General features: G+C 53.3%; 18 protein-coding genes. 16 read left to right on the forward strand and 2 right to left on the reverse strand.

Translation table 11 applies throughout. The features are described 5' to 3' along the window. Positions 1-4: 4 nt before the first annotated feature. Complete coding sequence (locus E8L03_RS13085) at positions 5-1,168, forward strand: glycosyltransferase family protein (protein WP_144234414.1); 1,164 nt, start codon at positions 5-7, stop codon at positions 1,166-1,168. Between the two features lie 6 nt (positions 1,169-1,174). Here E8L03_RS13085 and E8L03_RS13090 read toward each other — a convergent pair whose 3' ends face one another. Then, positions 1,175-2,332 carry a glycosyltransferase family 4 protein gene (locus E8L03_RS13090; protein WP_171267591.1) on the reverse strand — a complete coding sequence of 386 codons (1,158 nt, stop codon included), beginning with the start codon at positions 2,330-2,332 and terminating at the stop codon, positions 1,175-1,177. Positions 2,333-2,774: 442 nt separating this feature from the next. Here E8L03_RS13090 and E8L03_RS13095 point away from each other — a divergent pair, with 442 nt between their 5' ends. From E8L03_RS13095 to E8L03_RS13155, 13 genes are all read left to right on the forward strand, one after another. Further along, positions 2,775-4,340: a glucosyltransferase domain-containing protein gene (locus tag E8L03_RS13095; RefSeq protein ID WP_171267592.1), complete on the forward strand. Its 1,566-nt coding sequence runs from the start codon at positions 2,775-2,777 to the stop codon at positions 4,338-4,340. A 90-nt stretch (positions 4,341-4,430) separates the two neighbouring features. After that, positions 4,431-5,396 carry a glycosyltransferase family 2 protein gene (locus E8L03_RS13100; RefSeq protein ID WP_171267593.1) on the forward strand — a complete coding sequence of 322 codons (966 nt, stop codon included), beginning with the start codon at positions 4,431-4,433 and terminating at the stop codon, positions 5,394-5,396. Positions 5,397-5,801: 405 nt separating this feature from the next. Next, positions 5,802-6,983, forward strand: a complete 1,182-nt coding sequence (gene wecB, locus E8L03_RS13105) for a non-hydrolyzing UDP-N-acetylglucosamine 2-epimerase (RefSeq protein WP_235896527.1) — start codon at positions 5,802-5,804, stop codon at positions 6,981-6,983. Next, the gene (locus E8L03_RS13110; protein ID WP_171267594.1) at positions 6,976-8,178 is read left to right on the forward strand and encodes a glycosyltransferase; all 1,203 of its coding nucleotides are present in this window, start codon (positions 6,976-6,978) and stop codon (positions 8,176-8,178) included. Before wecB ends, E8L03_RS13110 begins: the two co-directional genes overlap by 8 nt. 1 nt (position 8,179) lies before the next feature. Beyond that, a complete protein-coding gene (locus E8L03_RS13115; protein ID WP_171267595.1) occupies positions 8,180-9,730 on the forward strand; it encodes a polysaccharide deacetylase family protein in 1,551 nt (516 codons plus the stop codon). Positions 9,731-9,775: 45 nt separating this feature from the next. Beyond that, positions 9,776-10,741, forward strand: a complete 966-nt coding sequence (locus E8L03_RS13120) for a glycosyltransferase family 4 protein (RefSeq protein WP_171267596.1) — start codon at positions 9,776-9,778, stop codon at positions 10,739-10,741. 70 nt (positions 10,742-10,811) lie between these two features. Further along, positions 10,812-12,134, forward strand: coding sequence for a phenylacetate--CoA ligase family protein (locus E8L03_RS13125; RefSeq protein WP_171267597.1), 1,323 nt, complete (start codon positions 10,812-10,814; stop codon positions 12,132-12,134). Further along, the gene (locus tag E8L03_RS13130; RefSeq protein ID WP_171267598.1) at positions 12,124-12,897 is read left to right on the forward strand and encodes an ABC transporter permease; all 774 of its coding nucleotides are present in this window, start codon (positions 12,124-12,126) and stop codon (positions 12,895-12,897) included. Before E8L03_RS13125 ends, E8L03_RS13130 begins: the two co-directional genes overlap by 11 nt. Beyond that, on the forward strand, positions 12,897-15,209 hold the full coding sequence (locus tag E8L03_RS13135) for a glycosyltransferase (protein ID WP_171267599.1): 2,313 nt from the start codon (positions 12,897-12,899) through the stop codon (positions 15,207-15,209). The genes E8L03_RS13130 and E8L03_RS13135 overlap by 1 nt, the downstream gene beginning before the upstream one ends. 81 nt (positions 15,210-15,290) lie before the next feature. Next, entirely contained in the window at positions 15,291-16,067 is a 777-nt protein-coding gene (locus E8L03_RS13140) for a class I SAM-dependent methyltransferase (protein WP_171267600.1), read from the forward strand. Between the two features lie 314 nt (positions 16,068-16,381). Continuing rightward, positions 16,382-19,234, forward strand: coding sequence for a glycosyltransferase (locus E8L03_RS13145; protein ID WP_171267601.1), 2,853 nt, complete (start codon positions 16,382-16,384; stop codon positions 19,232-19,234). 213 nt (positions 19,235-19,447) lie between these two features. Continuing rightward, on the forward strand, positions 19,448-20,206 hold the full coding sequence (locus tag E8L03_RS13150; RefSeq protein ID WP_171267602.1) for a glycosyltransferase: 759 nt from the start codon (positions 19,448-19,450) through the stop codon (positions 20,204-20,206). A 12-nt stretch (positions 20,207-20,218) separates the two neighbouring features. Beyond that, positions 20,219-21,835 carry a glycosyltransferase family 2 protein gene (locus E8L03_RS13155; protein ID WP_171267603.1) on the forward strand — a complete coding sequence of 539 codons (1,617 nt, stop codon included), beginning with the start codon at positions 20,219-20,221 and terminating at the stop codon, positions 21,833-21,835. Between the two features lie 79 nt (positions 21,836-21,914). On the opposite strand, the gene E8L03_RS13160 is transcribed toward E8L03_RS13155, so the two are convergent. Then, complete coding sequence (locus E8L03_RS13160) at positions 21,915-22,250, reverse strand: hypothetical protein (RefSeq protein WP_244963528.1); 336 nt, start codon at positions 22,248-22,250, stop codon at positions 21,915-21,917. 830 nt (positions 22,251-23,080) lie between these two features. Between E8L03_RS13160 and E8L03_RS13165 the strand changes: the two genes are divergently transcribed. Next, positions 23,081-24,562 (forward strand): radical SAM protein, encoded by a 1,482-nt coding sequence (locus E8L03_RS13165; RefSeq protein WP_171267604.1) that lies wholly within the window; start codon positions 23,081-23,083, stop codon positions 24,560-24,562. 192 nt (positions 24,563-24,754) lie between these two features. Then, entirely contained in the window at positions 24,755-25,663 is a 909-nt protein-coding gene (locus tag E8L03_RS13170; RefSeq protein WP_171267605.1) for a class I SAM-dependent methyltransferase, read from the forward strand. Positions 25,664-25,775 lie beyond the last annotated feature (112 nt).

The raw sequence follows: 25,775 nt of genomic DNA on the forward strand, positions 1-25,775 counted from the left end.
CAGCATGCATCCGGCCATCGTTGTAGCGACGCACAACCGTCCCCGCTCGCTCATGCGAGTGCTCTCCTCGCTCAAACGCGGTATCGGCTTGGACGACGTCACGCTGATCATCAGCATTGATCCCGATGGCGCGGACGTCGTCTTGGCAACGGCCGAGGCATTCTCCTGGGAGTTCGGCCCCAAGCGGATCATCGCCCACTCCGACCATCTGGGCTTACGTCGCCACCTGCTCTCGTGCGGCGATCTGTCTCAGGAATACGGCGCTGTCATCGTCATAGAGGACGATCTTTTCGTCTCGCCCTGGTTCTACGAGTATGCTTCGCAGGCATTGGGTCTTTACGGGGCTGATGCACGCATCAGCGGCGTATCGCTCTACGCCCCGCTTTTCAACGAAACGGCTGAGCTGGGGTTCACGCCGCTGAACGCCCCATATGACGGGTACTTCATGCAACTGCCCTCGTCCTGGGGGCAGGCGTTCACGGCCGCTCAATGGAAGGCGTTCAAGACCTGGCTGGCCGCCCAGGAAGGAGAGCCCGACATTCCCGTGCCCTGGAACGTGGAGGGTTGGTCGCAACATTCGTGGAAGAAGCTACTGCTGATGTATATGCTCGCTGCCGACACGTACTACGCCTACCCCTACCTGGGATTGTCCACAAACTTTTCAACCCCGGGCTCGCACCACTTCATCGCCTCGACACACCTCCAGACACCTCTGCGGATGCATGGGGGATTCTCCCTGCCAACGCTCGACGAGAGCCCAGCAGTCTACGATGTCTTCGGAGAACTCCTGCCAGAACGCATGACGCGCCTTGCCCCCTGGCTGGAGGACTATGATTTTGAGGTGGATCTGTACGGAAAAAAGTTTCTGAACCGCGTCAACAGCAAGTTCCTGCTCACCGCCAAGCCGGGCGTAGCTCCTGTGCGCACCTTTGGCCGCTCGCTCAAGCCCCATGAGCTCAACATAGCCTTCGATAGCGAAGGAGACACCTTCCGTCTCGTGCGGACCAACGAGTGTTCAGAACACCTTGTCTGGCCCAACAAGGATAGCCTGAGCTACTACTTCAACGTCTGGCGGCGCTGCATGGACCACCAGTACGTAGCCCTCAAGAGCGACCTGCCTGTGGACTATTTCGAACGATTGCTCCCGGCCGGAAAGTCCAGGTCGTAATCGAAATTACAGAATGCTTTTGTAGAAGGCGTGGAGCTCTGCCGCGGTCTTTCGCCAGTTGAAATGCTTTTCGGCAAAGGCGAGGGCGTTCTTCCCCAGTGTGGCGGCCAACTCCTCGTTCTCCGTGAGCAGCACGACCTTTTCGACGATCTCGTCCGGGTCTCCGCGCTCCATGAGCAGAGCGTCCACGCCATCGCGGATCATCCCTCCCAGGTTTGTGCGGCCCATGACGACAGGCTTGCCTGCGTAAAAGAACTCGGGGAGCTTGGAAGGAAAACGATAATCATTGAAGTGACCTGGCGCGCCGGGTTGCACCAGGACATCCGCCATGCCAAGATACTGTGGAATCTCTTCGCGTGGACGAAACCCAAGAGAGATCACGTGCTCGTTGAGCTCGGGTCCGATTCCCAGATCGCAAAAATCCACGCCAGTCCTTAGTAATCTGAACGAGTGCCCCTTTTGATTGAGCAAGGCCACAGCCTTGTACAAGGAGAGCACGTCCTCTTTGTTCGGTTCGCTGACGGCGCCCGGATAAAAGATGACGCGCTCGCCCTCCCCTATTCCCAGGTCCCGCCGCAGGTTCCGGTCACAACGCGCGTTCAGAAACATGGAGCTTTCGCACGAGGGCCAGAGCACCACAGAAGGCACATGGTCCGGCTTGAAATCATTCAGGGTCTCGATAATGACCGAAAGACCGGCCGCGCCCTCCAGAAAGGACTGGAAATAGTGCGGATGCGTGCACGGCAACTCCCCTGGGGCGGGCATCAAGGCATCCACTTCTTCCCTGGGCATAGCAAGGGCCTGCTCCATGCTCACGCCAAGAACGAACTCCAGGACTGAGAGCTCGTTGTCCTCAAGGTGTATCATGTAGCGGCAGCCAAGCTTTTCACACAGGGCGAGCGTGCACTGGCGAACATTTTCTCGCGGTGTCCAGGCATGCACCAAGGTGTTTTTCGGATCCTGGACCGTGAAGTCCGGCGCCAGGATCTCCTCATGAGTCATGCAAGAGAACAGAGGTTTGCCAATGTTGTGAACGAGTTCCACATTTTCTGTGACGCAAACAGTGCAGTCCACGCCGATCTTACATAGCTCATTGGCTATATTAAAGATATGGATGGCACTTTGCACCTTGAAATCGTAATAGCTTACGAAGATGATCTGCACTAATGGTCCTGGTCAAGATTGAAGCTTTGCACTAGACATTGAAGTGCGTAAAGTTCTTGGCTTGGTAGATATTGTCATGGATAAGATGAACTACACCATGGTATTAATTTTCGAAGAATTCGCAGCTTCTCTTTGACACATCTATTTGTATAGATTATTTAAGTAACGATCAATATATGATTCTGCCGCCCATATGCTATTATCCAAGGCGGACTCAACAATCTAACTAGGCTTTGAGCTTCTCTTCGCAGGGTGGGGATTGCCTTGGGTGACTTAACCTAGCCTTTACAAAAAAACGACTACTCGTTAAATATTATTCTTGTAGTTGAAAGAAGGTCCACCCTGCTCACACAAGATCTCGGCTGCACTTTTGACTGAGAAAAATCGTCAGAAGCGTATGTTTTTCATCATGTCCCTGCGGCATACTTGAAACGGTGCTTCAATGTCCATCCTTCAATTTGATCTCACTCGTTACCTCAAAGGCAAATCCGATGCCCTGGGACCAGGAATAGCAACAGGGTTCGCCCTTTGCGTCGGCCTCAATATTCTGAGTTACCTGCTTTTCATCTGCCACTACTTCCTCACGAACCACGCTGGCCGGTTTCCCTGGATCTCGCCCAATGACCAACTATTCGCCGGGCGTTGGTTCGCCATATTCTTTTACAGCCTCACGGGCTTTGCCAACACTCCAGCCCTGCAGCAGATTATGGGCATCCTGCTGCACTGCCTAGCTGCGTTCTGTCTGGCTCTGCTCTGGCAGCGTCAGACAGAACGCCGATCCCAGATCCTAGTCGTCACCCTGGTGGCTACGCTCTACCCTGCGAATTTGGCAGCATTCTATTACACATGGCAGGTGGGTGTCTTCTTCGGCGCCATCTTGCTGGTCGTCCTGGGGCTTATGGTGGCTGATTCTTTTCGTTTTTTCCGCTTTGCCTTGGGCAGCCTGTGCATCACGCTGGGCTTGGCAACCTATCAGCCCAGCCTGAGCGTAGCAGCGACCATTCTGATGGCCTGCATTGTCCTGGAGATTATCTATAGCCCGCCTGGCACGCTCTTCATCTCATTGTGGCGCCGGCAAATTCCACGCCTCCTGGCATTGCTGGCTGGCGGGTTTGGCTATTTGTTGAGTCTCAGAATCCTCGGCCTGGAGGTTAATTCTGTCCATAGTCTGAAGATCGTCACCTTATCTGAGCTTCCCGTCAGAATTCAACAGGTGGTTGTCGAGAGCTTCCTCTCCTTGGTGTATACGCAGCCGGATATCCGCACTGTTTTGCGCACTCTTCTCCTTGTGGCGAGCGGACTCGCAATGGCTGAGCTATTCAGCACCCTGTTGCGCAGGTACAAAGGCCGCGAGCTGATCATGCGACTTGTTCTTCTGACATTGGCAAGCCTGGGCCTCGTCATCGCCACCAAAGCTTTGTTTTTGATATCCAACAATAACTACTTCTGGCAATATCGCTACAATTTCTCTTTGTCCTATTTTTTCGCCTTTATTTTCTTTATCTTAAGTTCCTGGCGCAAGCCGCCACTGTTCAGAAGCAGCATCCTAGTATTGTGCTGCGCCACCATTTTCCTTTTCATGCAGTCCGATCTTCTGCGCCAGGGCGTGCTGCTGCGTGGCCAAGAGCACGACTTAGCCTTGGCCAACCGCATGCTGCAACGCATCGAACAGCTTCCTGAGCTTGACTTATCTAAAGAATATTATTGTGTGCGAACAGGCCCATATCCTCCTATACGCATGAACATGATGCATTCTTCCAATAAATTTTTTGGACGGGGCGGAGACCACCACATGGACCATGGTGAAATAACCGACGTCTGGAACCCGGCCTATGTATTTACCTACCTGGGCTCCAAAATCCGCTGGGCCAAGGGCGGTCATTACATGCCCGATTTCTCCGAAAAAATGCAAGAAGCGAAGAGAATCGCCAAGGCGCAACACAGAAAACCCTGGCCACACAACTCATCGATATTTATTCACAATGACTGGATAATAATTTACATGTAAAAGACACTGTACCCAAATAGGCACCGTCACATTCAAGCATTATCTCATGCTGCTGAGCATAAACCTCGAATCTCATCCAATAAACACTCTATGGAACCCAAAAGCACCAACGCACCGCTGAAGGCAACGGTTGTTGTTCCCGTCTTCAACGAAGAGAACGTGATCTCCATTTTTCTCGAAACTATCGAGGAGCTATTCAAAGCCCGACCGGATATTCAACTTGAAATCCTCTTCGTAAACGACGGCAGCACGGACGCGACTCTCGCCCGACTTATAGAACTCCAAGACATGGGACACCAAATTCGGATTATCGATCTGAGCCGCAATTTCGGCAAGGAGGCTGCCCTTGCAGCCGGACTACACCATGCCACGGGGCAGGTGGTCATCCCCATTGATGTCGACTTGCAAGACGACCCGAAGCTGATCTTCGATATGATCGAAAAATGGCGAGAGGGATACGAAGTCGTCCTGGGCCGGCGGATCGACCGTTCCACTGACACTCGACTCAAACGTGTAACTGCTAACGCCTTTTACTACGTGCACAATTTGATATCCCAGCCTAAGATCTCCTCCAATGTTGGGGACTTCCGGCTTATGGACAGGAAAGTGGTTGAGGCCTTCAGGAGCCTGCCCGAGTCCAGGCGCTTCTCCAAAGGGCTGTTTGCTTGGGTCGGATTCCGCAGCACGTATGTCGATTACTCGCGTACCCCCCGTGTGGCTGGCTGCTCCAAGTTCAACGGCTGGAAACTCTGGAATTTCGCTTTAGAAGGTTTTACCAGCTTCAGTACCGCCCCCCTACGTTTTTGGACCTATTTTGGGTTGGGTATCTCACTGACATCTTTCTTATACGCACTCCTCATCATAACAAAAGTTTTGATACGCGGCATCGATGTCCCAGGATATGCCTCCCTCATAGTCGCCATCATGTTCTTTGGCGGCCTGCAACTGATGGGCATCGGCATTCTAGGTGAATATCTAGGCCGAACCTACATCGAATCCAAACGACGCCCAATCTTTATTGTTCGCGAAGCTATCGAGCCCTCCAAAAATGCTTGAGGAGACATGTGCTTGCTGCACTTCTCCCTCCCAGCTCGAGAGCTCCAATGCCCATAACGAATGGTCGCGCACATCCGGGATAGAGCCAGACTCTACCTGGGCGTCATCCTGATTTCATACTGCCCCTACGGTCTAGGTCATTTCAGTCAGCTAGCAGCCCATAGCATCTGCATCAAGAACAGCATAGTCAAATATCTATACATATTGACTGAAACCTGGAGAAAGTCCCTCCGCTTCTAGGCTGCCTCGATCAAAAACGCGATGTCTGGGGTTAAAAAAGCCCGCTACAAGCGCCTCCGCGAGCAATCCTATACTCCTGCCCATCTGTGGTCCTTGACAAGGCTTGATAATTCAACGAGTAAATTTAATTCTCGATTTGTGCGGGCATCAATGTCTGTATGACTTATGCATCAGGCTCTTTTGTCTGCCCATGCCTTTCCTGATGCAAATAGTTTGGTTTTTATTATGACAAACATCTGCCTTTTCGCCGGCACAAGACCAGAGGTCATCAAGTTGGCGCCGGTGTTCCGGATGTTGCGAGCTGACGACAGCTTCTCCGCGCACCTGATTCTGACCGGACAGCACACGGACATACTTGAGCAGGCTATGCGGGATATGGAGCTCGAAGCGGATGCGAACCTGCACCTGATGACCACGAACCAGACCCTCAACAGCCTGACTGCCAAGCTGCTGAGTGCTGTTGACGTGGTTCTCGAAAACGAAACGCCTGACTGGGTTCTTGTCCAGGGCGACACCACGACCGCCATGACGTGCGCCATGGCGGCTTTCCATCGTCAGATACGCGTGGGCCATGTCGAGGCGGGCTTGCGCAGTTACAATCGATTTGCCCCGTACCCCGAAGAGGTCAATCGCCGTATTATCTCGACCATGGCGGATTTGCACTGTGCGCCTACCGAAGAGGCGCGCTCGGCGCTGCTGTCCGAAGGCGTGCCGGATAATAACGTAATCGTCAGTGGCAACACCGTGGTGGATGCGCTCTCTTGGATGTCGGAGCAGCTCAAATCTGGAGACACGGGGTTGCCCATTCCATTCAGAACAGCCCTTGAGGCTGGCCGTAGAGTCATATTGGTCACCAGCCATCGCCGTGAGGCCTTTGGACAGGGCCTGAAGAATATTTGCCAGGCCCTGCGAATCTTGGCGCAGACACACGACGATATCCACGTGCTCTACCCTACGCATCCCAACCCCAACGTGTTGGGGCCGGTTCAGGAGATGCTCGGCGGCGTGGATCGCATATCGCTCATAGATCCAGTGGGCTATCGCGAGATGATTGCCATGATGCTGTCCAGCCATCTGCTGCTGACGGATTCGGGCGGAGTTCAGGAGGAAGGTCTGTCGTTGGACAAACCGGTGTTGGTCATGCGAGAGGTAACCGAGCGCCCAGAGGGCATCGCGGCCGGAGGGGCCAAGCTGGTGGGCGTGGACTGCGACCGCATCGTCAATGGGGTTGGAGAACTGCTTACAGACGAAAACCTCTACCGGCGCATGGCAGAGGCAAAAAATCCCTATGGCGATGGCCGGGCCAGCGAGCGCATCATCGAGGCGATAAAGTCCTTCCATGCCTGAGACTGCCAACAACGACGGCAAGACACGCCGAGACATTGTTCTTCTCTCCACGGCGGATTGGAGCCATCCCTGCTGGACAAACAAGCAGTACGTGGGCCGCGAGCTGGCCGCTGCAGGTCACAGGGTGCTGTATGTGGAGTCCCTGGGGCTCAGGCAACCCTCCTTGCGCGAAGGAAGGGACATGCGTCGAATTTTTCGCCGGCTCATGCACATGTTCAGGCCTATGGTGAAGGTGAACGAGCATCTGTATGTCTACACGCCCTTTGTCATTCCGCTCCACCGTTACGCTTTGGTCCGAAGAATCAACCGCGGCCTGTTCAATCTCTCGCTGCGATTAATCATGCGCGTCCTGAGAATGGACGCTGATCTGCTCTGGACATACAACCCTATCACCACGGCGACGACTGACCTTCAGCGTTTCAAGACTGTGGTCTATCACTGTGTGGACAACATCGCCGCCATGCCTGGTCTGCCCAAAGAGACCATAGAGCAGCGTGAACCAGAGCTCATCCGCAACGCCGATGCGATTTTCACGTCCGCCCCTGCCCTTCAGGACAAATGCGCCGCGCTCAATTCGAACACACATTACTTTCACAATGTGGCGGAGTTCGAACACTTCAACCAAGCAACACGGGACGACCTTCCAGTCGCCGAGCCCTTGCGGGATATGCAGGGAGTCATTGTCGGGTTTGTCGGGGCCCTCAGCGACTACAAGGTGGACTTCAACCTCATCGCAGGCATAGCAGCCGCCCGACCGGACTGGACCATCTATTTATTAGGACAGCTCGGTGAATCGATTCTTTGCAGAGACGACTCGGCGCTCAGGCAACACGACAATATCGTGCTTCATGGTCCGGTGGACTATGCAGAACTGCCGTCGTATCTAAAAAGATTTGACGTGGTGCTCCTGCCCATGCTGATCAACGAGTATACCAAGTCGGTTTTCCCCATGAAATTCTTTGAGTACCTCGCCGCGGGCAAGCCGTTGGTCTCCACCCGGCTTCCGGCGATTACCGAGTATCGTCACCTGGTACGCCTTGCTGACGATGCAAAAGGGTTTGTGGCGGCCATTGAGGACATCCTGAGAAATAATTGTCCGCCCCGGGCTGGCATCGAAGAGGCGCAAAAACACTCATACCCAGCGCGCACTCAGGCCATGATGGAGATAGTCGCACAGACCCAGGGTGAGAGATAATATGAATCGGATTGCATTGATCGGCAGCAGTCCCGCCCTGAATATGGTGTGCTCGGCCCTGGTACGTTCTTTTACCCCGGGCTGTCTGGCTGGACCTGAGCAAGCAGCGTCGGCGTCTGTCGTGGTGGCCATAAGCCCAGGCGATGAGCATGCCTCGCGCCTGGAGCAAGCGTTTGAAGGCGGTGGCAAGGTGCTGGTCTTTGGTGCGCCTGGACCTGCCTGTGCTTCCGTGTTGGGATTGCGGTTTGAAGACGCTTTGCCCGTCACCGCCAGTGAGGCCGAAGCTCCCAATGCGGTGGGGCCGTGCAGCGGGCAAAGCATGGCATGTATCCAATATCTGCCGGGACATACTCTGGGCGAGGCCTCTCCCTATACTTTGCGGCCTTTTCTCCGCTTCGATTTCACCAATGAGTGGAACAACATGGGCTATGGTCGTGTCCGGGCTGACGGAGAGATCTGGGCCATTTCCGGCCGTTCTGAACCTGCGGGGGCGGTGGCGCTGGCGGAGATCGTCGTGGATGGCGACTGCCGGGGACTATACGCCGCCGTGGCAGACAACGCCAAAGGCGCGGCCCTGTGGTTCAACCGTCCTGTAGGGCCTCTGGACAGCCTGGAATGGGCGGTCGTGGAACGTTTCCTCTGTGATTATCGCAGCGAGGAGTTGTCGTGCCTGCCGCTTTTGACAGAGCTTCCCTACGGGGTCCGGGCGCTGGCGACCATGCGCTTGGATTGCGACGAGGACATCGCTTCTGCGCAGGGACTTTTCGAGTGGTACGCGGATCAAGGGCTGCCGCTGAGCCTGGCGGTGAAGACTTCGCTGGATGTGACGCCCATGGACATGCACCTGCTCGACGATGTGCTGAACGCCGGGGGATCGATCCTCTCCCATAGCCATAATCATCTTGAGAACTGGGGCCGGGACTATGACGGGGCTCTTGCTGACGCCAGAGCGAGCCGGGCCTGGTTCGAAGCGCATTTCCCCCGGGCCTGCCCCGTGCGCTATGCGGTGTCGCCATTTCACACGAATCGCCCCTGGTCCCTGCGCGCCCTGGCCGACGCCGGCTTCGAAGGGGTCATCAGCGGAATCGTACACAACGACCCGGACATGCTTGTGGCCCGACCCGGGATAATGCCCGAGGTGAAACGCGACATCATCAGCCACAGCCAGCAGTGCATGCTCCATGGCGACAGCCACGATGACGCTCTCGATGGGCCGAGCGTGCCCTCCCAAAGTTTCGATGCTTACGCCAAAGCAGGAGCGATTTTCGGCTATCTGGATCATCCTTTTTCGCCCCGCTACGATTACGGCTGGGGGAGCGAAGAGCGTCGCTTGACTGCCCATCGTGAGCTTGTGGAGCACATATCCGGGCATGAAGGGGTCCTCTGGCTGTCGGCCGGAGATTGTTTGGCCTACTGCGTTTTGCGAAGCCGCGCTGTACTGACGATGGATCCCGACGGTGCTATTGACTTGGCCGGATATTCCAACCACACCGGCCTACAGCCGGGAGTGCGAGTCCGTGGACATGACGTCCCAATAGGCGAGCTGGCATAGCACCTATCTCCAGATACTCTCCAGAGCTACGAGAGCATTATTCCGATGAAAGTTTTATTCAACACCTACCCGGTCGCTTTCGATTGCCCAGGCGGTGGCGAGGTCCAGCTCATGGAGTGCAAGGCCGCCCTGGAACGCCGCGGGATCGAGGTTCTGCTCTACGATCCTTGGCAACCTCAGTTCGACCAGGCCGATGTGGTGCACTTTTTTTCGGTCCAGGGAGGTTCCATTCCCTTCTGCCGACACGTCAAGAACAGAGGCCTTCCCCTTGCCATCTCCCCCATTCTCTGGCTTGGCGAAAACAAATATGATTATGCGCTGAAGGAAATTGGCGCATTGCTCGAGCTGTGTGATGTGGTGCTGCCGAACTCTCGGGCCGAGGGAAAGCTGCTGGCAAACTGGTACAAGTTGCCGGAAAGCAAGTTCGCGCCCGTTGTCAACGGCGTTGACGATCGCTTTTTTGCCAAAGGGGACCCTCTGATATTTTGCGAACGATTTGGCATTGAGACACCTTTCCTGCTGAATATCGCCAATATCGAACCTCGTAAGAATCAAAAGCGGCTGATTCAGGCGAGCAGAGACCTCGAAATGCTCGTTATCCTCGCCGGACGGATTCGGGATGAAGCTTACTGGAAGGAATGCCAGGAATATATGCACCCGGGAGTGCGTTACATAGGTCCTCTGGAGTATGCTTCGGATCTTCATCGCTCTGCATATGCAGCCTGCAAGGGCTTTATCCTGGCCACTCGCCTGGAGACTCCCGGCCTGGCAGCATTAGAAGCCGCGGCTCAGGGCGTTCCTCTATGCATTACCAGCGAGGGCTGCGCGGAGGAGTATTTTGGAGAACATCCGCATTATGTCGATCCCCAATCGGTGGAATCCATACGCGCCGGGCTCAAGGCAGTCTGTGGCATGGAGAGGTCCCCAGAATTGGCTAGGCTTGTAAAAAGGCGCTATACATGGGATGAGGCAGGGCGCCAACTGCACGAGGTGTACACGCGCTTGGTCTAGTAGTTGGTGCCGTACATGTAGCCTAAATGGACGTCGGTCAATGATTGGAAAAGGACTCATAACAGCATATATGGCCTACCCCATTGCCCAGCGCATGGAAAAACGGTCAATTCTTCCCAAGGCTCGCGCGTTACGCAGGGCAGCACGGCAGCCCTTCGCCGAGAGAAAGGCTCAAGCCAGTGAGATGCTTTTGGATACCCTCAGGCATGCCCAGGCAACCGTACCGTACTATCGCGACCTGTTCGCCTCTCTTTCGTTCGATCCGGAAAAAGTCGCCAAGGATCCCCGCTACCTTGAGGATCTGCCATGGCTCACCAAGGACATCCTGCAAGAGCAAGGCGCACGCATGCTCAGCGAGGATTACGAATACAAGTCGCTCTGCCAGTGCAAAACCGGCAGCTCCACCGGCCCTTCCGCATTGATCTATTATGATCCCGTCTCCCGGGACTGGACCGCTGCGCACAACATCGTTTCTCTGTGGCTAGGCGGCAAGCGACGCTGGAACTCCGAAATTCATCTCTCCACCCGCTTCATCGAACCACAGCACAAGATAGATATCCGGCGTGAGGCGTTCAAGTGTTTCGCCCTGAACCGCGTCAATGTGCTGACGGACAGCTACAGCGCGGAGGGTCTGGCGCCAGCCTGGGACAAGATCAGCAAGGTGCGTCCACATGTGGTGCAAGGACATCCGTCCACCATGTACGCCCTCGCACGGTATGTGGAGCAGTTGCCCAAGCACCCGGGCAAACGATTCAATATGTTCGTCTCCACCGGCGAGATGCTTGAAGAGCGCCAGCGGGAGGCCATCGAGCGCGTGCTGAAATGCAGGGTGGCCAACAGGTACGGCGCGGCCGAGTTCGGAGTCATGGCGCAAGAGCTGAAGGACCGGCCGGGAAACGAAATGCTGGTGGCCGACTTCATGGTATGGCCGGATGTAGCGGATCCGGACAACGACGGATATGGGGAGCTGGCCTTCACGAATTTACGCAATCCATCCATGCCCCTGATCCGCTACCGCATGGGAGACATGGGCCGGCTTGAGGAGCACGACGACGGTTGGTGGATCACGGATATCACCGGCCGCGTTCACGACAAGGTCAGCATCAATGGCGATGTTTATCCCACACATTACGTCCAGGACATCCTGGATCGCTGCGGTCACATCCAGGACTTTCAGATCGCTGTACGCCAGGGCGAGGTGGAGGAACTGCGCCTGGTGGTGGCGGAGAAGGATTGGGAGCCCATAGCGACGAAAGTGCGGCAGAACTTTCCGGATGTAGCCTTGCGTCGAATACGGGCAGACGAACTGCTGTTCCAGGGCTGGCGCGGAAAATTCCGCTATATATGCAACGTCGATGCGCACGAGCCGGACAAGGAGGAGTATGTCTCTTAGCGCGACATGGAGCTGGCGACTCGATCTCATCAGAGTGCTACTGAAAAAGGAGCTGCTTGTACGCTATAAAGGCAGCTTTTTCGGCTATCTATGGTCTGTCATGAATCCGTTGGCAACGGCCGGGATTTATTACGTGGTGTTCGGACTTATTTCTCGCTTCAATCAGCCGAACTACCTGATCATGTTGCTGGCCGCCCTCTTTCCCTGGCAGTGGGTTTCCAGCTCTATAGGATTTGGGGCCAACTGCTTCATCAACAACAAGCCACTGGTGAAAAAAGTGGCGTTCCCACGTCTCACCATTCCATTTGTGACTAATCTGCAGGACATGGTGCACTTTCTGATCTCGCTGCCTGTATATATTGCGTTCATGTTCGCCTATGGTCTCTACCCAGGAATCAACTGGCTCTGGAGCGTTCCGTTGATGGTCCTGATAACCCTGGGCACGGTGTATGGCATTTGCCTGTTCACTGGGAGTATCAATATCTTCTTCCGAGACCTGGGCTACATCGTCAGCATCGCCATGCACGCATTGTTCTTTGGTTGTCCCATTATCTACCCATTGAGTCATGTCCCTGACAAATTTCATTTCGTTTTTCTGCTTAACCCGCTGGCTCCCATGATGATCTGCTGGCGCAGTGCCCTATATGAGAACTCAATAGATTTGTATTATTTACCATACGCCATACTGTATGCATTTATTCTCTTCTCCATCGGGCTATTCACGTACCACAAGCTCCATTGGAAATTCGCGGAAGCACTGTAATGGGCGATATCGTTATTTCATTCCGTGACGTAGTGAAGACGTACCCCTCGTACCACCAGTTCAATGGCGGTATAAAAAATTTTATTTTCCATCTCCATTCGAACATCAAGGAGATGCGCAAGCGCTTCCTGGCCATCAACGGGCTGAGCCTTGATATCAAACGCGGAGAGAACTTCGCCTTTATTGGTCGCAACGGCGCAGGGAAGAGCACGCTGCTCGGTCTCATGGCCGGGGTACTGAAGCCAGATTCGGGTGAGATATCCGTTCACGGCAGGATCTCGCCCTTGCTGTCCCTGGGCGCAGGTTTCCACCCGGAGCTGACTGGCCGCGAGAACATTCTGCTTAACGGAGTGCTTTTGGGGCTCTCCCGAGAGAAAGTGCTTAGTCGTATTGATGAGATCATCGCTTTTTCAGAGCTGGAGGCTTTTATCGACCAACCTGTGCGAACGTACTCCTCTGGCATGTACAGCAAGCTCGGCTTCTCTGTGGTGACCATACTGGATCCGGAGATTCTGCTGCTTGATGAGGTCCTGGCGGTCGGCGATGTTGCTTTTGTTGAAAAGTGCAAGAAATCATTCGATGCGTTCCGCAGCGACAAGAACGTAACCATGGTTCTGGTTTCGCATTCCCTGCCCATGGTGGCCGAGACATGCGACCGAGCCGCATGGATTCATCACAAGAAAGTGAGGGCGCTGGGCCCCTCCGCCGATGTAGTTTCAGAGTATATGACGGCCATGATGCCCAAAGTCGACACGCCGGCGACGATCACCGCGCAGCCCGCCCATGTCAGCCTGGGCGTGTGCTCTCTGGATGCAAGCTCCGGAGCTGTGTTCAAGCCCCGCATTGTCAGCGAAGTGGAGGAGCCGACGATTCGTATATCTTTGCTGCGGCGGTCTGACGGCGCCGTTATCCGCGATTGGACAACGGCGCCGCAGCCAATGGCTCTATCGCACGAAGAAGACGGCTGGCTGCTGACGCCGCGCTTTACAGATAGGTTCGAGCCGGTTCCAATCGCTCCAAATGCAGGGAACAGAGCGGATGAAGAAGATGATTATGCGCTCATGCGCGTTTGGGCCGAAAAGGATGGACGGAAGATTACGCCGCCCATCCATACAGCGGTGGTCCTTGACCAGACCTCGCGCACTGCCCTGGAAACAGAGCGTGGTCGCATATTGTTCCATTACGGGGCGAACGGGTGCGAACGAGTGCCGGCCTGGCCTGCCGGTATGGCAATCCGGATAGTAGCGCGCAATCTGTTCTGTAAGGATGGTATTGGCGCGTTTGTCCTGGGTCTGGCCGGGCTTTTGACTTCGGCGGGCTTGCGTGTTCAGCTATATGCCTATGTATTCGATCCGGCGCTTTCCGGCTTCGTGCAATCCATCAGCGACCTTGAAAACGACGCCAAGGAACACGATCTCCTCATTTACAACTGGTCCATTGAGGACGAGTTTTTGTCCACAATTACCTCTGTGCCATGCAAAAAGCTCCTTTATTACCACAACGTGACCCCGGGGGCTTTTTTTGAGGCGTACGACAAAACATTCGCTGCTGTTCTAGATCGCTCTACCGAGCAATATGAATACTTCAAGCTTTTCGACGCCGTTCTTGCCAACTCGGAATACAGCTTGGAAAACATTCGTCCGTACTTGGATACAGACATCTATGCGTCCCACTGCCCTCCCACGCTCAATCCTGCCCGCCTCACCTCGGTAACTCCGGAACCTGTCAAGATGCCGGACACCAACCGCTTCCTGTTCTGGATCAGCCGTATGGCGCCGCACAAGCGTCCCACGCTGGCCATCGACATCTTCGCTGAACTTGCAGCCAAAGATGACAACATCGGGCTGGTCATGGTCGGTGGCGGCAGAAATGATTTCCCCAGCCAGGCCGCCCAGATCGAGGAGGCCCTGGCCCAATTGCCGAAAAAGGTGCGGGCGCGTTGTGCGTTGATGGAGGGCGTGAGCGACTCCAAGCTGGCGTTTTTATACTCGCGTGCGACAGTGTTGCTCGCAACGAGCGCTCATGAAGGTTTTGGCCTGCCGCTCATGGAAGCCATGGGCGCCGGTCTACCTGTGGTAGCAACTTCTCAACCCGCCGTGGAGGAGGTCCTGGACGGCGCGGGGATGATCCTACCGGATGATCCAGCCGCGGCGGCAACCGCCCTTGGCGAGCTTTTGAATGACGCTTCACGCCTGGAAACACTGAAACAGGAAGGGGTTGCTCGAGCCGAAACGCTGTACGCCATGGCCGACGGCTCTGTTGTGTTCGACGCCGCCGAGGCGGCGCTTGCGCGCGAGAGCGACAAAGCATGATTCGGGTGATTGTTCAAAAAGGACGTTCATGTTGTTAAACGTTGCCCTACTCTCTAATATTCTTAACAAAGTGATGATTCCATGACGCATCTGCAGGAGAAAGGCGCCTTCTTTCACAGTGGGTATCGATTTCTGAAGTTGACCAGTGCGACCGAAGTGGCCCGCATGTGCGAGGCTTATCCGGAGTTCCTCGCCGTACGTCGCAAGTTCTACGGTGAATCCGACGACGACTACACTAAGGCGCGTCTCAAGTTGGCCCAGGACTTATGTATCTGTGATTTTTTCCACTATCATGTCACAAAAGGCGCCAAAGTACTTGAAATAGGCGGAGGATTTTCCCGTTTGTTGGAGTATCTGCAAGACGACGTGGAAGGCTGGAATCTGGACAAGTTCGAAGGATGGGGAAACGGTCCAACCGATATCCCAAAAGATACCGGCTTTAAAATCGTCCCCAATTACATTGGTGCATACGACAAAAATATTCCAGACAACTATTTCGACATCGTCTACTCCATTTCAGTACTCGAACATATAAATCTCGAGGATGAAGCTTTGGATGATGTGATACAAGATATGGAGCGTGTCTTGAAACCTGGTGGGTTCAGCGTCCATTGCATTGACTGTAGATTCCCACCGAATTTAGCTCCTGATATCTCAAATCGCAGAATGTTGAAGCATTTGATGAAGCACTATGGTCTTTCCGAGAACTTTATCTATGCAAACCATGACCACGAAAACGTCTATCATATGTCAGCATATGCGTACAATGCGTACTGGAAGTCCAGCTGTGGCAATCGTCCTTATGAGTTAGACGGCTTGCCGTTCAACATCTTCGTTGCTGTGCAGAAGCCTGAATAAAGGTATCACAACTATTCACGCCTGGAATGTCTACATTGCTCTGCACCTATGGCATGGCACCTGAAAGGCTGTGTTTGAAATCATTGTTCTATTTTTGTAGTGGGGACTAGTCGGGGAAGTGTTCTCCGATTGTACAAATAATGACTTCAAACATAACACCGTGATCGATTGAGCTTGAACAATATTGATATTTCAACGTAGACCATTTGGCAAACCAAAAAATTTAAAATCAACCTTCCCATAGCATAGGTTTCACGCATGTGCATATAATGTTAAGATCTGCACTAGACTGCTAATTACACCAAGAATAATCTATGAAACAATGCCCAATCTGTCAGTCCATTAGTCCACTGAGGACGCCACAATCCGTTAGTGATTATATCTGCCCGGCATGTGGCGCCAATTCTCGTCAACGCATCGCTCGCACCGTCCAGGCCACTTTGGGCGTGTTATTAGATTTTGGCCATGTCGATGCTCTCATAATCGACCCAAATCATGTAATCGATATACAAATAATCAAAAAAGTGTGGAGAGCATGCTGCTGGGATACCGACAACAAACGTGAGCTGTTCGTTCACATGTCGCAATGGCAGCGCTTCATGGACGGGCAAAGAGTAGGGCGCGTACGTTACGATCCAGACAACTCGCCTCCCCATAAGCTTGTGTGCGTCTATAAGATGCTCAGCCGACTTCGCGATGATCGGTATGCTTTAAAGCAGGTCAAAGGAGTCATGACAGGGGACTCCATTGTCCTGATCAACGAACTCGACGACCTCAAGCTTGCACATACTATTGATCTTGACCCCGATGACGAAAAATCCTTTGGCCGTTTTCGTCGCTACGGCCGCGACCTGCCAGCTCGAATCGCTGAAGCGCTGGATGTACGTTTCGTCGCCAGGATTGAGGGCCGGGACGAAGGCTTCACGTTCGTGCAGGAGAACTACTACGTGGCAGGCAATGACCATCAACTGCTTGGCCTGCCGCTTCTCTACCCGCATTCGCTTTGCGAGCTCTACGACTTCTCCCTTCCGGACCGTGACGAATCCGGCCTGCCTGAGCCAATTACGCGCGAGAAACGTCTTGTTTTTTTCCCTGATTACAGCGCGGCTAATCCATACCAGACTCTACTGTACGGCAACATTCTCCTGGCCGGCCCCGGTGATATCGACAAGGCCCTGCAGCTTCAACAGCGTAAAAACTCCGACATTGCGACCATCTTCCATCTGCATTGGACCGCTCCCATATTTGAACACGCAGGCAACGATTCTCAGATGGTGCAGCGCCTCATGGACGAGTTCATCGAGAAGGTGGAGGCATTTATTCAGGCCGGCGGAGATCTGGTCTGGACCATCCACAACGTCATCACACACGAAAGCCTGCACAAGGAACTCGAGGAACAATTCTCGGCCCGGCTCGCCGAGCTAGCCACCAGGGTCATTCTGCACACAACAGACTCCCAGGAGATTCTGGCGCGCTATTTTCACCTTCCGGCGCAAAAGGTCACAATTGCCCCCCACGGCAACTATATTCACAGCTACCCCGTGGATTGTTCTCCCCTGGAGGCCCGAAAAAGTCTGAAGATCCCCGAAGATGCGACGGTCTTCCTTTTTTTCGGGCAGGTACGCCGATATAAAGGCGTTCGCCATCTCATACGCGCTTTCAAAACGATATCGCAAAGCAATCCCAACATCTGGCTCATTATCGTCGGACGAGTGCTCCCGGACGACTTCCGGCGTGAAATCACCGCACTCTGCACCGAGGCTCCCCGCATTATCACCGAACTTGAATTCATCCACGATCAGGACGTGCAACGCTACTTTCTGGCCAGCGACTTCGCTGTTCTACCATTCAGACAGATTCTCAATTCCGGCTCTGCGCTGCTATCGCTTTCCTTTGCCAGGCCCGTCATTGCCCCTCGTTTAGGCGTGCTGCGCAGCCTACTCCAGGGAATGGAAGAACTCACCTACGATCCCGAGGACCGCGAAGAGGCCTTGGTCAAACGCATGCTTGCCGCGGCAGCTTTTGACAAAAAACAAGTCCGCACATTCATGGAGAAAGCGTACGAGCTGGTGCTCGACATGCCGTGGAGCGCTTCCACCCAAATCATAAACGGCTTGATCAAGGAGCTGTTTTTCAAAGGAAACGAGCGCGTCGACCCGTCGGGTCGCCCCACTTACCAATCTCCGGCTTCCTCCTACAGGCCTCCGGCGCGCGTGGCGATTGTCGTCTGCCATTATGGCAACTTAGAAGACACCATGAGTTGCCTTCGCAGTCTCGACGCGGACAAGAGCGAACCTTTCCACGGGTACCTTGTCAGCAACGACGACGACCTCACGGCCTATCAGTACGTTCGGCGAGTCGCCACGCACTGGACTTGCATCCAGTCTCCGGGGAATATCGGCTTCGCCGCCGGCTGTAACCTTGCCTTGCGCGACATCAAAGACGCCGGGTATGACTACATATGGCTGGTCAATCCAGACACCATCGCACCATCCAACCACTTGACACGGCTGGTCCAAAACGCCGACGCACTCCCCGAATCCGATATCTTCGGCACGACCATCGTCATGGATGACGATCCGGATTTTGTCTGGTACGGCGGCGCCTGTATCTCGTTTGAGCACGGCTTGCAGGCCAAGCACCTTCATTACGGTGAAAGCCCAGGGGCCTTGCCAGAGGGACCGTATTCCGTGGACTATGTCACAGGGGCCAGCCTCTTTTTCAGATCACACCTGTTGGATGACATTGGCTTACTGCCTGAGCGATATTTTCTGTACTTCGAGGAAACGGATTGGTGTATGCAGGCTCGCGCTCACGGCAAGAACCTCGTCATGCTCCCCGAACTGATTTTACGCCATAAGCGACGCTCCGTGCAGAAAGGCGTTCCAACTTTCCACTATCTGTACTATTATACCCGCAATCTGCTATTGATGTGTCGGATCTGGAACCCGGATAAGTTGGATCGTTGCGTTCAGCATCATCGAAAGACGCTTGCGGCTTCGTGGTTGAAAAAGTATGAGCAACTAGGGCCGCAGGATATCGAACGCGCCAAGAATGTTATCGAATTGGGCTTCAGGGATGGCCTTGCTGGTGTTCAAGGTTATTGCGATTTGAATCGTTTTCTCGACCAGATGCGGCTCAAACGCTTGCTACCCGATGCTTCGTGACGTGATATCCTGTAGTTCTTGTACATATTTCAACACGAACCACGGAAAATTTTGTGCTCACATGGAGATACTTTCCCATCTTCCATCATCCGCAATGTGCAAATTCACTGCGACTGCTAACCTTGCGTATACCGTGCTCCATCACAAAATCCAAACAATTCTGCATGAACTTCGAACAAATCCATCTGTATTGTACTGAACTGAGATAACACCATGCATCTTTCCATAATTATCGCTACATTTAATTGCAAAGAACAGCTCGAGGAGACGTTAGGATCACTTCTTGAGCAGGACTTTAATGAGTATGAGGTCCTCATCATCGACGGGGGTTCTACCGATGGCACCCTCGACACGATAAAGAGCATTGATGGAAAGCTCGGCAACAGGGTCAGATGGATTAGTGAACCTGACGACGGTGTATACTCAGCCATGAATAAAGGAATCAGCAAAGCTCATGGCCGTTACCTTCAATTCATGAACGCGGGCGACAAGTACACCACTTCTGAAGTGCTGAGCAATGTCTTTGCCCTCGCGAACGATGATCCGGACATCATGTTTGGTGATATCTACCTCACCGACGAGCACTTCAATACTCTGCACCATGTTACATATTCAGAATTCTCTCTGAAACAACTGCGCTGCCGGGGCACTGCCACTTGTAACCATCAAGCATTCTTTATCAGACGCGAAATGGCGCCGATGTTTTCTGATATATACAAGATCAAGGGAGAGTTGAACTGGTACATCGACATCGTCCAGCAGCACCCAGGCATTTATGCCAAACACATAGACGCACCTCTGGTTCTGTACGCTCTCGGAGGCTTGGGCTATAAGCGATTCTGGAGCAATCTGCGTGAATGGATACTTCTGGTGCAGCGACGCTTTGGCACTTCCCAGAACATACAGAACATCCCGAGGTATTGGAGATTTATAAAATACCGCTACCCCCGACTAAAAAAACTTCCTTTCTAGCAGCACCCATCCATGCACATCAGCAATACAGATTATCAACGTTGGTTGGCAGACAAAGAAAAGCCAGATACGACTATCGGTTGCCCCACGCCGCCTTTGAATATCTTGGCCCACGAGGCCGAAGTATCCCACGAGCCCCTTCAACTCCTCCTCAACAGCATACCAGACGATGACTGCCTGCAGTGGCACGTCGAGTACGTCGTAGAAAGCTGTGCAGGCGAGAACACTGTTCCTGACCATAAACGCCTCGGGCTGACGCATGCCCCCGGGGAATCCATTGAATCGTCTTTCAACACCTTCCTCGAGACCATCAGCGGCTTCGTGCTATTCGCCCGTTCTCCTCTCGTCTTCAACGGTTGTATGGTCACCCAAATCGCATCCCACATGGCATCCGCCCTCGCTGTACAACTGTTCACCGTGGACAGTGACACCCTGGAACAGGGCTGCCGCGTTCGCCCCAGATTCATCAAGCCCTGGGACCCGGATTTGCTGCTAGCCCATGATTATATTCAAGGGGCTGCTCTTCTGGACGTAGACCTGGTGCGACAGTTGGGCGGGCTACGCCCCGAATACGGCCGAGCTGCTGTCTATGATTTGCTTTTGCGCGCCAGCACCATGCTGTGCCAAAAACAAACGCGGCACATACCAGTCATGCTGTTCCATCGACTTGCCGACACGCCTGTGGATCACGGTGCCGAAAATAGCGCCGTCTCTGCGTTTGTGCGCAAAGGCTCAGAGAACACAGAGGTCGCTGAGACCTCACCCGGTTATCGCCATATTGTTTGGCTACCTGCCGAATGGCCCAGGATCTCGCTGATTATCCCCACCCGCGACCAAGCGGCGCTGCTTGGGGCATGTCTACGCAGCCTGCTGGGGAGGACGGACTACCCTGATTTCGAAATTCTGCTGGTCAACAACCGTAGTGTCGAGCCGGCGACATTCAGGCTATTCGAGATGTACTCCCGTCACTCGAATGTTCGGATTATCGAGCATGACGCCCCCTTCAGCTTCCCGCACATCAACAATGTCGCCGCGCGCCAGGCCAGCGGTGAAATCCTGGGGTTGATCAACAACGATGTGGAGGTGATGGAACCGGGTTGGCTGAAGGAGATGGCGGGGCATGCGCTCCGACCCGAGGTCGGGGCCGTAGGCGCTATGCTCCTCTACCCCGACATGCGCATCCAACACGCTGGCGTGGTCCTCGGGATGTGCGGCACGGCGCGCCATGCCGATCTTTTTGAACCACACGACTCGCCCGGTTACCTGGGACGGCTTCGTTGCGCACAACGAATGAGCGCTGTCACCGGAGGGTGCATGCTCACACGGCGGGAACTCTACGAGAAAGCAGGCGGATTGGAAGAGAAACTGCCCGTGTCGTACAACGATATCGACTACTGTCTGCGCCTACGCGAGATGGGCAAACTGGTCATCTGGACACCGCATGCGCGTCTCATCCATCACGAATCCGTCAGCCGCGGCGACGATGGGTCTCCGGAAAAACGTGCGCAAACCATGAAGTCCATCGCCTTCTTCAAATCGCGTTGGGCAAAATGGATCGAATCCGACCCTGAGTACAACCCGAATCTTGCCCTGGAGCCTCCGGGGTTCAGGCTACCTGATGCCAGGTAATCGGTGCAAGGGGCCAATCCAAAAGCTGTCGAGATCACAACATCGCAGCAACCTCATTGTGAACTCATAAAACAGTATCTTACTCCGCAAACCATGCTTTCTGCACCACAACAAAAATATTAAAAGGCAGCCCATCCAGCTCATGTGGTCTGTTATTGCAATACGGCTTCCAGAAAACATCATACGCATACTCTGACATGTGATATACATTTTCATGATCATGATTTGCATAGATGAATTCTTCGGAAAACCCGTAGTGCTCCAATAAACGCTTCAACATCCTGCGATTGCTGATATCCGGATGTGAGCCTGGCGGGAACCTGCAATCAATGCAGTGGGCACTGAGCCCACCAGGTTTCAGCACGCGCTCCATGTCCCGTACCACTTCGTCCAAAGCGTCATCCTCAAGATTCACATGCTCGAGCACCGAGATCGAGAAAACGACGCCGAAATAGCTATTGGGAAGTTTCTCGTCAAAGGCTCCGATGTAATTTGGAATAATCGTATAAGACGTGTCTTGGGGGATGTCTGTCGGACCGTTCCCCTAGCCCTCGAACTTATCCAAGTTCGAGGCTTCCACATCTTCTTTCAAGTATTCCAACAAACGGGAAACCCACCACCTATCTCTAATACTTTGGCACCTTTAGTAACGTACCTATGGAAAAAGTCACAGATGCATAAATCTTGCGCCATTTTAAGGTCGGCCTTCGTGTAATCTTTACCGGCGTTTTTGAAGATTGTACGATGGACATCCAGGAGTTCCGGGTAACCCACATACATGCGGGCCACCTCGCTGATACTGGTCAACGCCAAGGAACGGTAACCGTCATGAAAGGCAGAGTGTTTTTCTTGCAGCCTAGCCATTTATAATCGCTTATGGTTATTTATCGTCATAAAACACTCTCGACAATAATCCTTGATTTCCGCATAAAACACTCGCATCCCACTAGCCGTACATGCAACTAGAATCATACCTACGGATAGCCACAATAGTCTTTGCAAAATATGCATAGTGGCGTAGTATAAATACGCGCGCTTTAAAATTTAAAAACGCTCTTGCAAACAATCACTACCTGTTGCCTGAACTTCCAACAGCGACGTATGGACCATCTCACGCGAAAAATTTACATTATCGACAGGATTACACAGCTTTTTGTTCGGCGAATGAGGCGCTAGGCGCTTACCCGTATTGACACAAACAAAGCCTTCAAATATTGAGTTGGTTCATTTATACGGAGTTATCTTATGCCTGTCGAAAGTCATCACACCTTTGAGCCATACGAATCCATGCGGCCTTTCGCCGGGGGCTCCTTGGACATTTCGCTCCTGCACCCTGAAAACGGCGGACAACTCGAACGTCGCGAAGAAACCGACGGAGTTCTATACATTCAGGGTTGGACCATGATCCCTGACCGCAGCGGGTTCACCTTGCCTGAACGAGTACTCGTCGTCCACGATCAAAAAATTATCGGACAGATTGAGTTGACGGATCTGCGTCCCGACAGGGCCGAAGAGTTCGGATTTGATCCAAAAGTTGTGTGCGGCTTCAGGGTAGCTGTACCCCTGTCAATCGCGACTGGTGGGCTCCAGATGATTTCCATTATTGCGGAGTCCAGCGAGGGCGAGTACTGGATGGTGGGGCCCCGCCGTAGCGAGTGGGTACAGCTTGAGGTAACCGGTCGCTGTAACCTCAAATGTCCCCAGTGCCCGAACAACTCTTTCAGTTCTGCGCACAACCAGGAGCTTGAGCCTCAGGACCTGAAGTTAATCCAGCCCGTGCTCGACATGGTGACCCATGGATGCCTCGACGGTTTTGGCGAGATCTTCATGTCCCGCCATGCGGAACACTTTCTCAGCGCTATCCACTGGTCCAAAAACTTTCTCTTTCACACTAACGCCCAGCTTTTGGATAAACAGCGCGCAAACCTGATTCTCGACCACTCCCCCCCGATTCGCAAAATCATCATTTCGCTGGATACGCTGGATACAGGCAAATACAGGAAGCTTCGCGCAGGGGGTGAGCTTGATCGAGCATTGGACAACACCCGACAGTTGATAGCACTGCGCGAAGAACGGGGTCAGAAATCCCCCCGTGTAGGCATCAACCTGACGTACATGAAGGAAAACGCAGGTGAGCTGGCAGACTTTGTTCGCATGGCTGCCAGCCTGGACGGCTATTTCGAGCTGAATTTCCTGTATGACGCCGCCCACCTGAATGACTCAGTCAGCGCAGACGTGGAGGACTGGACTTTCAACTACGAAGAGCAGAAGCCCAAGTACTTTGCTCGCCAGGCAGTTGAAGAAGTCGAGTCCGCCATGGCTACGGCCAAAGAACTGGGGGTGGAGTTCACTGTAAGCGGCTCCATGTGGAGATCCATGCTTACGCAGGAGCCCGATGAGTACGGGTATTGCGGCGGTAGGTTCCCCGTGGAGCAATGCGGCGCCGTGGACAACACACGAATGCTGTTGGCCGACGGTCGCGTGCAGTACTGCGTCTGGCAGACCAGCTCCATGTATAACTGGCGAGACTCCGGAATCGTCGAACCCAAGGATCACCCGCGCGGCAAGGCTGTCCGCGATATGATCAAGCATGGTATTGTTCCGCACGAATGCGCCGGTGCCGGCTGCTCCTGGGTGGGCCTCATGCCTTCCACCGAAGGCGGCAAGGGCGAGATGGAAGACGCCTCCAACGGCAAGGCCGGTGGGTGGTCAGGTTCCAAAGTCTAACTATGACGCTTATCCCTCTCGCGCCAAGCCGCTCCATAGGGCTCCTGGTATGGTATCTGTAGGTATGAATAGCATAAAAAAACAACTGCACCAGCAACTGAATACGGTCAGAACCCAAGAGGATGAATTGTAACCGGCGAGAGCGGTTCGAAGTCAAATACTACATACAGCGAGGATGGAGGAGATTATACCATGAACAAGGCTGAAATATATTACGACGCATTCAATAGTGACGTGGAGAGCTATTCCAAGGAGTATATTGACACCATCGAAAATGCGTTACTCTATGCCAAGGGCATAGATGGCGTATATTATAAACACACGCGGGAGATGTCTGGTTATACAATTTACGACAATACTAGCAACAATACAGAATGCCTGCCACTGCCTCCAGACTCTTTACGACAATTATATGGTATTCTTGATGATGGCACCTATGATGACCACCAATACCTGGAGAGTGGCAGGTTAGACTACAATTCACTTCTGAAAATTATCTCTCAGGATAATTTTGAACTGAGTTCTGGCACTCGTATCCTTGAGTTTGGGTGCAGTTCTGGAAGAATCATTCGGTGGTTCAAAGACCATACCGCTACTTGCGAGCTCTGGGGATGCGACGTAGATGCTGAGTCCATATCCTGGGCACAACAAAACTTGAAACCATTCTTTAACTTCTTTTTATCAACTACCGCTTATCACTTACCGTTTACTGACGGATATTTCGATCTTATCTATGCTGGATCAGTTTTCACCCATATAGGGGACCTAGCCGACGCATGGTTGTTGGAACTGCGGAGATTGTTGTCACCACATGGTAGATTATATATTACCATTTTTGATGAGGCCTCTATTGAAAGTATCAACAGGCGCTGGCCAAACCATCCGTACAAACATTTTCTTGATGAACAAAACGCAAAACATGGCAATGTTCTTGCCAACGAAAATGTATTTAAATTTGTATTTGGTGCTTCCCCAAAATACGAACATGTCGTATATTTCCGCAAACCTTTCATTGAGCACCTTGAAAAAATGTTTCGTATTTGTTCTATTACAAATGAAGCATATGGTTATCAAAGCGCATACCTTTTGACGCATCGATAAACAACGGAACCGCAAATATATACGCTCCTGCATTACTCTTGGAGTTTGGGTAGATATGCATGCAAATTGCCCAGAAATGGCTGTCCCTGATGCCTAATCTCCATTATCTAAG

The organism is Oceanidesulfovibrio marinus, assembly GCF_013085545.1.
GTDB classification, from domain to species: domain Bacteria; phylum Desulfobacterota; class Desulfovibrionia; order Desulfovibrionales; family Desulfovibrionaceae; genus Oceanidesulfovibrio; species Oceanidesulfovibrio marinus.